The sequence below is a fragment of the Catenulispora pinistramenti genome, assembly GCF_018274385.1.
In the GTDB taxonomy this organism is placed as follows: Bacteria; Actinomycetota; Actinomycetes; order Streptomycetales; family Catenulisporaceae; genus Catenulispora; species Catenulispora pinistramenti.
Window position 1 is genome coordinate 1 of the sequence record NZ_JAAFYZ010000342.1, and the last position, 7,415, is coordinate 7,415.

Consider the following 7,415-nt stretch of genomic DNA (forward strand, 5'->3'; position numbering starts at 1 on the left):
CCACCAACCCGCCGATCGCCGGCCCGACCATCATCGACCCCTGGAACGCGATCCGGTTCAGCGCGAGCGCCGCCCCCAGGTGCTCCCGGCGCACCAGCTGCGGCAGGAACGTGCGCGACGTCGGACCGCTGCCCGCTCCGAACAGCGATTGCCCGGCGACGACGAGCAGCACGAGCAGCACCGGGAACGTGCCGAGCAGCGCCTGCGTCGCGAGCAGCGCCGAGCACGCACCCTGCCCCACAGTGCACGCCATGTAGAAGCGGCGCCGATCCAGCCGGTCGGCCAGCGCCCCGGCGAACAACCCGAACGCGATCAACGGCACCGCCTGCGCCAACCCGATCGCCCCGGTCCACGCGGCGCTGCCGGTGCTGTGCCACACCTGGAACAGCACCGCGACCGTGGTCATCTGGCCGCCGAAGCTCGAGCACACCCCGCTGAGCCAGAGGCGCCGGAAGGCCGGGGACTCGCGGAGCGGGGCGGTGTCGGCCAGCATCGCGGTCATGCGGCGGGCCCGGCGCGGGTGGGGGGATCCACGCTCGCCGACTCCCGAGCCCGAGTTCTCGCCCGGCTCGATCGGCTCGATCGGCTCGCCCGGCTCGGCTTCCTGCCCGCCGGCGCTCCGGCCGCCGCGCCCGGTCCGACCCGACTCGCTCGGTCGCGACCCGCGGTTGTCGGCCTCCCAGGCTTCGCGCTCCCGATCGTCAGCCTTGCCCGCCGCGGTGCGCCGCCCTATTCGCCACGCCATGCCGGGTCCTCCTTCAGCCGTTCGGCGAGCCGGTCGTGGAAGCTCTTGCGAGCCAGCGCCCGCTCCGCATCGGCGACAGCCCGGCTGACCGGATACGGGATCTCCGCCTCCAGCTCAGCCAGCACCGCCTCGGTGGCGCGCCACTCCGCTGCCAGCCGCCCCACCAGCCGCCTGGCCTTGGCGGTCAGCGCCACGCGCTTGGTGCGGGCGTCGGGGCCCGGGGTGGTGCGGACCAGGCCGGCGGCGCGCATGGCGGCCACCTTCTGGCTCAGCGCGGAGTGGGTGCGGTTCACCGATTCGGCCAGCTCGGTGATCGTCATCGGGCCGTGCAGGTGCAGCCGCAGCAGCTCCTGTACCCAGGTCGGTTTCACGCCCTCGATCGAGGCTTCGGCGTAGACCTGCGCGATCTCGGCGTCGACGGTGGTGGTCAGCAGGTGGAGCGGACGCCACAGACTGGCGCCGGTCGGGTCCTCGAAGGGCTGCTCATCGGTCATGGGGCAATCGTAACAGCACTTCTATAAGTGCTGTTGTAATTTGTACGCCGAGCGGTGCGGGCGCCCCGCTCGCGGTCCCCGCCGGCGGCCCGGGCCGGGCACCCTGATCTGCGTGTCACCACGCCGGTTTGACAAACCATCACTATCTTGGGCACAGGGGGCAAACAGCCCGGGAAGGTGGCCGTCGGCGATGGCTGTCGGAGCAGACGCGGAGTCCGTGGTGCGGCCTCCGGGCGCGCTGCGGAGCTGGACGCCGGTCTGGGCCGCGGCGCTGATGTCGGTCGTGCTGGCCGTGATCTGGGCCCGCTACCTGGCCGGGGTCGGCGGCGACCTGGCCGCGCAGTGGTCCTGGGCCGACTTCGCCGCGAAGTACCCCGGCTCGGCCTACGACCTGGCCTGGTACGGCGGCATCCACCCGGCCTCCTACAGCTGGCTCGCCCCGTTCCTGATGGCCGCGATCGGGGTGCGGGCCGCCGGGGTGCTGTCCGTGATCGTCTCCGCGGTCCTGCTCGCCTACATCCTGAACCGGGCCGGCCTGCGCTGGCCGCTGCCGGTGGCGCTGTGGGGGACCTTCGCGCTGTGGTGCGACCTGGCCGCCGGCCGGGTCACCTTCGCCATCGGGCTCATGTTCGGCCTGGCCGCGACGGTGGCCGCCGGGACCGGACGCACCCCGCACTGGGGCCGGATCGCCGCCGCGTTCGTCCTGTCCTTCCTGGCCGTCTGCGCCAGCCCGCTGGCCGGGCTGTTCGTCGAGGTCGTCGCGGTCGCCCTGCTGCTCACCGGACGGCGCCGGGCCGGCGTGGCGCTCGGCGTGCCGGGCCCGGTGGTGGTCCTGCTGACCGCCCTGCTGTTCCCGTTCGCCGGCGTGGACCCGGTCGCGGGCCCGACCATCATCATCACCGCCGGCTGCGCCCTGGCCGTGGCCCTGCTGGTCCCCTCCGGTCCGGCCGCCGCCCCGGTCTGGCGCGTGGTGCGCGTCGGGGCCCTGCTCTACGCCGCCGGCGCGGGCCTGACCCTGCTGATCGACACCCCGCTGGGCAGCAATGTGGAGCGGCTGGCGCTGATCTTCGGCAGCGTGGTCTTCCTCGCCGCCCTGTGCGCCCGCGGCGACCTGCCCTGGCTCCGGCTGCCGCCCCTGCGCTACGCCGCGCTGGCCACCGCCTTCGCCGTCGCCGGCTACTGGACGGTGACCAGCGACATCGTCGGCATCCCGGCCCCGTCCTCGCAGGCGCAGGGCGCCGGCCTGGTCGCCGAACTGGGCAGTCTGAACGTGGCCGCCACCGGCCTGCGCGTCGAGGCCGTCCCGATGCTGAACCACTGGGAGTCCTGGGGCCTGGTCGGCGTCGCGGACCTGGCCCGGGGCTGGAACCGGCAGGCCGACGTGCAGCGCAACCCGCTGTTCTACCAAGCCGGGCTCACCGACGCGACCTACCACGACTGGCTCCAGAAATGGGCCGTCGGCTACGTCGCGATCCCGGCGCTGGCCGCCGATCAGCTGGACTACTCGGCGCGCGCCGAGGAACAGGTCATCGACTCGCATCCGGCCTGGCTGCGCCAGATCTGGCAGGACTCCTCGTGGCGGCTGCTGAAGTTCACCGACGCCGTAGCCCTGGCCTCGCCGCCGGCGACCGTCGTGCACACCGACCCCGCGCACGTGGTGCTGGACGTGCCCTCGACCGCCGAACCGGTGTCGGTGCGCGTGCAGTGGTCGCCGTGGCTCCAGGTCGACGGCCCGCCCGGCGCGTGCCTGAGCAAAGACGGCGACTGGACGCTGCTGGTGGTGAAGACGCCGGGCCGCTACACGATCGACGGCGACTACCAGCTGCCCCGGGGGACGGGATGCCGGCGGTCGTGAAGGGCGGCGGTCGTGAAGGGCGGCGGTCGTGAAGGGCGGCGCCACCCATGCCGCCTCAGCGCTTGACGAAGTGCTCGACCACTTGGTCGATGAACGCCTCGTCCACCGGGTCGCCGGTCATCAGGACCCGGTGATAGACCGGACCGACCAGCATGTCCACCGCGGCCGGGATGTCCAGGTCGTTCGGGAGCTCGCCGCGGGCGATCGCCCGGTCCAGCGGAGCCCGGTCGCGCTGCCGTTGCTCGTCGAGGTAGTGCGTCCGCAGGGTCTCGGCGAACGCGGCGTCGTGCTGGGCGTGGCCGATCAGGGCCCGGAACACGGCGCCGGCGTCGTTGCCGGTCAGGAAGTCGGCCAGCTGCCGCAGGTAGGCGCGCAGGTCCTCGGCGAGGGTTCCGTGCTCCCGCGAGGCCAGGTCCCGGGCGGCGTCCTCCAGGAACGTGTCCAGCAGGATGTCCGTCTTCGAGCCCCACCAGCGGTAGATCGTCTGCTTGGCGACGCCGGCCGCCGCGGCGATCCCCTCGATGGTCACGCCCGCGAAGCCTTTCTCGACCAGCAGGTCGTCGGCGGCGCGGAGCACCGCCTGCCGGGCCTCCTCGCTGCGGCCGTGGCGGTTGCCGTGGTGTGCCAAGGTGCCCACCTCCTTGAAGTACGGGGCTTGAAGTACGGGGCGTCGATCGTGGGGGTCAGAATAGGGCCGGATGCTGTAGACAAGACGCAACGGTGCGTCTAGTGTAGCAATCATGAGCTCCTCTAGCACCCTGCGCGACCCGCGCGTCGCGCAAGCCCTGGACCGTATGTTCACCCGCGCGGAGCAGGACGACGCCGCCTTTCAGCGGGCCGCGGACCGGCGGCCCGAGGGTTTCGATGACACCGATTCCCAGCAGCGCGCGGACGCCTGGTCGGAGATCTACATGCCGATCTCCGCCGACGCCGGACGCCTGCTCTACACCCTCATTCGGGCCGTGCGGCCGAAGACCGTGGTCGAGTTCGGCATGTCCTACGGCATCTCCACCCTGCACCTGGCCGCGGCCGTCCGCGACAACGGCGCCGGGCGCGTGCTGACCACCGAGATGTCGGCGGCCAAGATCGAGGCGGCCCGCCGCACCTTCGAGGAGACCGGGTTGCGGGACGTCATCACCGTCCTCGAAGGCGACGCGCTCCACCGGCTCCCCGAGGAGCTGGACGCCGACGGGGCCGGGTCGCAGGTGGACTTCGTCCTGCTCGACGGATGGAAGGATCTTTACATCCCGGTCCTGCGCGCGCTGGAACCCCGGCTGGCTCCCGGCGCCCTGGTCATCGCGGACGACACCACCTTTGAATCGGTGAAGCCCTACCTGGACTACGTGCGCGATCCGGCCAACGGGTATGAGGGGGTCACCTTCCCGGTCGAGGACGGCATGGAGATCAGCTGCCGCCTGTGATGAGGGCAGATCAGAACTCGTGCAGCACTCGTATCAGAACTCATACACCAGCCGGGCGAGCGCGTCGGCGGAAGCGCTCCCCGGCGCCGCCTGGTAGACGATGATCACCAGCTGTTCGGCTCCGCCGACGGTGAGCGCCTGCCGCCGCAGCGACAGCTCCCCGACGTCGGGGTGCGCGAAGCGCTTGAGCTCGTCCCGGGACGGCCGCGCGTCGTGCTTGGCCCACAGCCGGCGGAAGTCCTCGCTCGTCTCCAGCTCCGCGATCAGCCGCACCGTCTGCGGATCCCGCTGATCCGCCTCGGCCCGCAACGCCGCCACCGTCTGTTCGGCGATCAACGGCCAATCCGGCAGCAGCCGGCGCGCCCCGGGGGAGAAGAACACCTCCCGGGCCAGGTTGCGTCCGGGTTCGTACATCGAGGCCAGCGCCCGGGCCGCCTTGTTGGCGGCCAGCACGTCGAACCGCCGGTCGCGCACATACGCCGGGCTGTCGGCCCAGGCGTCGAGCAGCCGGTGCACGTCTTCACTGACCTCGGGTCCAGTGACTTCAAGTCCACCGTCCCCGGGTCCACTGGCCGCGCGCCCCGCCGAACGCGCGGGGCCTGGCGCCGCGTCAGGAGCGGGCGCCGCGAGCGAATAGAAGTACGCGGCCGTGTCGGCGTCCAACTCCAGCGCCCGGGCGAGCGCCTGGAGCACCTGCGGCGACGGATGCCGGTCGACGCCCTGCTCCAGCCGGGTCAGATAGGGCTCGCTGATCCCGGCCTGCCGGGCCAGCTCGTCCCGCCGCAAGCCGGCCACCCGGCGCTGTCCGGACAGCGCCAGCTCCCGCCCGGACGGCGCGATCCGCGCACGTCGGGCCTTCAGGAAGTCTCCCAACAGATTGTCGGCGGCCATGGTGCGAGGGTAACCCTGCCGGGGTGCTGGTTGCAGATCAGCGGCTCTCGGAGGATTTAGGGCATGAGTACAGCTCGAAGCACGAAGACATGGTTCATCACCGGCGCGTCCCGCGGCTTCGGCCGCATCTGGGCCGAAGCGGCCCTCAAGCGAGGAGACCGCGTCGCGGCCACCGCGCGCCATCCCGAGACCCTGCAACCCCTCGTCGACGCCTACGGCGACGCCGTCCTCCCGCTCGCCCTCGACGTCACCGACCGGGACGCAACAGTCGCCGCGGTCGGCCGGGCCGTGGAGACCTTCGGCCGCCTCGACGTGGTCGTCAACAACGCCGGCTACGGCCTGTTCGGCATGGTCGAGGAGACCACCGAGGAGCAGGCCCGCGCGCAGATCGAGACCAACCTGCTCGGCCCGCTGTGGGTCACCCAGGCCGTGCTGCCGCACCTGCGCGAACAGGGCGGCGGCCACATCCTCCAGGTGTCCAGCATCGGCGGCCTCGCCGCCTTCCCGACCCTCGCGCTCTACAACGCCTCCAAGTGGGGCCTGGAGGGCATGAGCGAGGCGCTGGCACAGGAAGTCGGCCCACTCGGCATCCGCGTGACCATTGTCGAGCCCGGCCCCTACGGCACCGACTGGTCCACCGGCTCGGCGGTCCACACCGAGCCCATCGCCGCCTACGACCCGATCCGCGAGGCCCGCCGCGCCGGCGCCACAGCCCGCGCGCCGCAGGACCCGCAGGTGACCGCTGACGTCATCCTGGAACTGGTGGACGCCGAGGAGCCGCCGCTTCGGCTGTTCCTCGGCCCCTACCCGTATCCCATTGTGAAAGCGGCTTACCAGAAGCGGCTGGAGACCTGGGAGGCGTGGCAGCCGCTGGCTACCAGGGCTTGAGTGGTGGCCCGGGGTTGACTGGCGGCGGAGGGCTGGGCTGGCTGGTGGCTCGGGTCTGAGCTCGGGCCTCGCTTGGCTATGGGCTTTTGGGGTTCGGGTCTTCTTTTTGGGGCTGGGGTTTGCGGGCCGGGTTGCGGTTGGCCTGTGGGTTTCAAATGCTTTTTACGGCCTTCGGTCATAGTTGTGCCGGTTCGGGGTTCGGGGCGGCGGGTGTGCTTGTCGGCTGCCGGTTTTCGCGTTCACAACCCCGCCCCACCTCAGGCCTCTTCAACTCCAGCAAGTCCAGGCAAGGGCAAGATCAACAGCAAAGTCAAGGTCAAGAGCTGTGATGAAGGGCCGGGCCTCCGGCGGGCCTCGGCAACCTCAGGGAAACTAGCGCGGTTCCCTCGGGTGGCCGATCTAGTCTCAGCGGCTGCGGTTTGTGACGTGGTGCGGTCCGTTCCCCTCGGTCGCGTCGTCAGCCCGATGGGTACAGCACCGGTGTCCGGGGGTAAAGTCCGCGCGCTGCGGTCGGGCGTGTGAGCTGCGGTTTTGGTAGCGCGAACTTGACCCCCGGCCACCGGCACTGTAGGCGAAGCCCTGCCGACGCGACCGAGGGGAACGAACCGAAAACCAGCCGGAAGAATAGCAATCGCAAGGAACGAGGACACGAGTTTTGCGATGCCGCTGCCGGTAAGGCCCCGGCGGCGGGCAAGTGGTCAGTTGGTCGGCGACATGCCCGGGTGTAGTGCAGTTAACAGGCCCAAGTGCAGTGCTGGACAACCGTGCCTGCGATGAGAGTCGAAGACCCGGACGAGATCCACCGTAGCGATTGCTGCAGCCGCCTTCTGCCGATCTGTCTCAGTAGCCTGCGTCGCTTTCCGCTGATTTATCTCAGAAGCCTGCGATCCCGCTGATATCGGTTGTTTTGCTGCCGGGGCGATCCGGCGCCCGCCAACTTGGAACGCGCACTTCGGGTACCGGCGCGCTGGCCAGCACCGGGACCGGCGGCCGAATTCGCCGGGCCGCCGGTACCCGCACCCCCTGTTTTGTATTTCTCCGGCTGGTTTTCGGTTCGTTCCCCTCGGTCGCGTCGGCAGGGCTTCGCCTACAGTGCCGGTGGCCGGGGGTCAAGTTCGCGC

7 protein-coding genes are annotated in these 7,415 nt (G+C 71.1%); 3 read left to right on the plus strand and 4 right to left on the minus strand.

Annotated features, from left to right (window positions below):
• Together KGQ19_RS46090 and KGQ19_RS46095 are read right to left on the minus strand one after the other, a co-directional pair.
• On the minus strand, positions 1-745 hold a 745-nt coding region (locus tag KGQ19_RS46090), incomplete at its 3' end, for an MFS transporter (protein ID WP_230420473.1).
• Positions 730-1,239: a MarR family winged helix-turn-helix transcriptional regulator gene (locus KGQ19_RS46095; protein WP_212021534.1), complete on the minus strand. Its 510-nt coding sequence runs from the start codon at positions 1,237-1,239 to the stop codon at positions 730-732. The genes KGQ19_RS46090 and KGQ19_RS46095, both read right to left, overlap by 16 nt.
• Before the next feature lie 190 nt (positions 1,240-1,429).
• On the opposite strand from KGQ19_RS46095, the gene KGQ19_RS46100 reads away from it, so the two are divergent.
• Positions 1,430-3,094 carry a DUF8823 domain-containing protein gene (locus KGQ19_RS46100; protein ID WP_212021536.1) on the plus strand — a complete coding sequence of 555 codons (1,665 nt, stop codon included), beginning with the start codon at positions 1,430-1,432 and terminating at the stop codon, positions 3,092-3,094.
• Positions 3,095-3,149: 55 nt separating this feature from the next.
• Here the strand turns inward: KGQ19_RS46100 and KGQ19_RS46105 are convergent, their stop codons facing one another.
• A complete protein-coding gene (locus KGQ19_RS46105; RefSeq protein ID WP_307856718.1) occupies positions 3,150-3,731 on the minus strand; it encodes a TetR/AcrR family transcriptional regulator in 582 nt (193 codons plus the stop codon).
• A gap of 103 nt (positions 3,732-3,834) precedes the next feature.
• On the opposite strand from KGQ19_RS46105, the gene KGQ19_RS46110 reads away from it, so the two are divergent.
• Positions 3,835-4,515, plus strand: coding sequence for an O-methyltransferase (locus KGQ19_RS46110; protein ID WP_212021540.1), 681 nt, complete (start codon positions 3,835-3,837; stop codon positions 4,513-4,515).
• Positions 4,516-4,548: 33 nt separating this feature from the next.
• Here the strand turns inward: KGQ19_RS46110 and KGQ19_RS46115 are convergent, their stop codons facing one another.
• The gene (locus tag KGQ19_RS46115; RefSeq protein ID WP_212021542.1) at positions 4,549-5,406 is read right to left on the minus strand and encodes a helix-turn-helix domain-containing protein; all 858 of its coding nucleotides are present in this window, start codon (positions 5,404-5,406) and stop codon (positions 4,549-4,551) included.
• A 63-nt stretch (positions 5,407-5,469) separates the two neighbouring features.
• On the opposite strand from KGQ19_RS46115, the gene KGQ19_RS46120 reads away from it, so the two are divergent.
• Positions 5,470-6,294, plus strand: coding sequence for an SDR family oxidoreductase (locus KGQ19_RS46120; protein WP_212021544.1), 825 nt, complete (start codon positions 5,470-5,472; stop codon positions 6,292-6,294).
• The last annotated feature ends 1,121 nt before the right edge of the window (positions 6,295-7,415 follow it).

Coding starts and splice junctions, on each gene's coding strand:
- KGQ19_RS46110 (WP_212021540.1), top strand. CDS start 3,835: ATGAGCTCCTCTAGCACCCTGCGCGACCCGCGCGTCGCGCAAGCCCTG.
- KGQ19_RS46115 (WP_212021542.1), bottom strand. CDS start 5,406: ATGGCCGCCGACAATCTGTTGGGAGACTTCCTGAAGGCCCGACGTGCG.
- KGQ19_RS46100 (WP_212021536.1), top strand. CDS start 1,430: ATGGCTGTCGGAGCAGACGCGGAGTCCGTGGTGCGGCCTCCGGGCGCG.
- KGQ19_RS46120 (WP_212021544.1), top strand. CDS start 5,470: ATGAGTACAGCTCGAAGCACGAAGACATGGTTCATCACCGGCGCGTCC.
- KGQ19_RS46095 (WP_212021534.1), bottom strand. CDS start 1,239: ATGACCGATGAGCAGCCCTTCGAGGACCCGACCGGCGCCAGTCTGTGG.